Here is a 791-nt window from a genome sequence, read left to right as displayed (position 1 = left end):
TTCGGCGACGACCAGACGGTGTTCCCGCGGCTCGCGCCGGTGGCCTACCAGCAGGACTCCGGCCTGGTCGCCGACCGGCCGGCGGTCAAGCGCTTCGGCGTACGCCTGGAAACCCGCACCAGCCGCGTCACCCGCCGCGACTACGACTTCGAGAAACCGCGCCTGACGCTGGAAAGCGCCGCCCGCGGCGAAGCCCGGCCGGACCTCGAGGACTACGACTATCCCGGTCGCTTCGTCGACCGCGAGCGCGGCAAGCACCTGGCCAGGCGTGCCCTCGAACGGCAGCGCAGCGACTACCGCCTGGCAGAGGGCCGCAGCGACCAGCCGTTGCTGCTCAGCGGCCACTTCCTGCCGCTGGCCGCCCATCCCCAGGCGGGCTGGAACGACCTCTGGCTGCTCACCGAGGTGATTCACGAGGGGCGGCAGCCGCAGGTGCTGGAGGAAAGCATCGTCTCCGACGTCTCGGCGAGCCCGGACGACTTCCGGCAGGGTTACCGCAACCGCTTCCAGGCCACGCCCTGGGAGGCGTTCTTCCGTCCCCCGCCGACGCCGCCGAAGTCGCGCATCCTCGGCACGCAGAGCGCGGTGGTGACCGGCCCGAAGGGCGAGGAAATCCACTGCGACCGCTACGGTCGGGTGAAGGTGCAATTCCACTGGGATCGCGAGGGCCAGGCCGACGACAGCAGCAGTTGCTGGTTACGCGTTGCCTCCGGCTGGGCGGGAAGGAACTACGGCGCCATCGCCATCCCGCGGGTCGGCATGGAGGTGCTGGTGACCTTCCTCGAAGGCGA

1 protein-coding gene is annotated in these 791 nt (G+C 70.4%); it reads left to right on the top strand.

Going from position 1 to position 791, the window contains the following annotated elements:
- Nucleotides 1-791: type VI secretion system tip protein TssI/VgrG (gene tssI, locus HMPREF2924_RS03930; protein ID WP_141765521.1), on the top strand; the 791-nt coding region annotated here is incomplete at both ends.

This window comes from Pseudomonas sp. HMSC063H08 (assembly GCF_001813645.1).
In the GTDB taxonomy this organism is placed as follows: Bacteria; Pseudomonadota; Gammaproteobacteria; order Pseudomonadales; family Pseudomonadaceae; genus Pseudomonas; species Pseudomonas aeruginosa.
The sequence above is the reverse complement of the archived record's forward strand: the minus strand, read 5'-3'. Positions and strand labels throughout refer to the sequence as shown.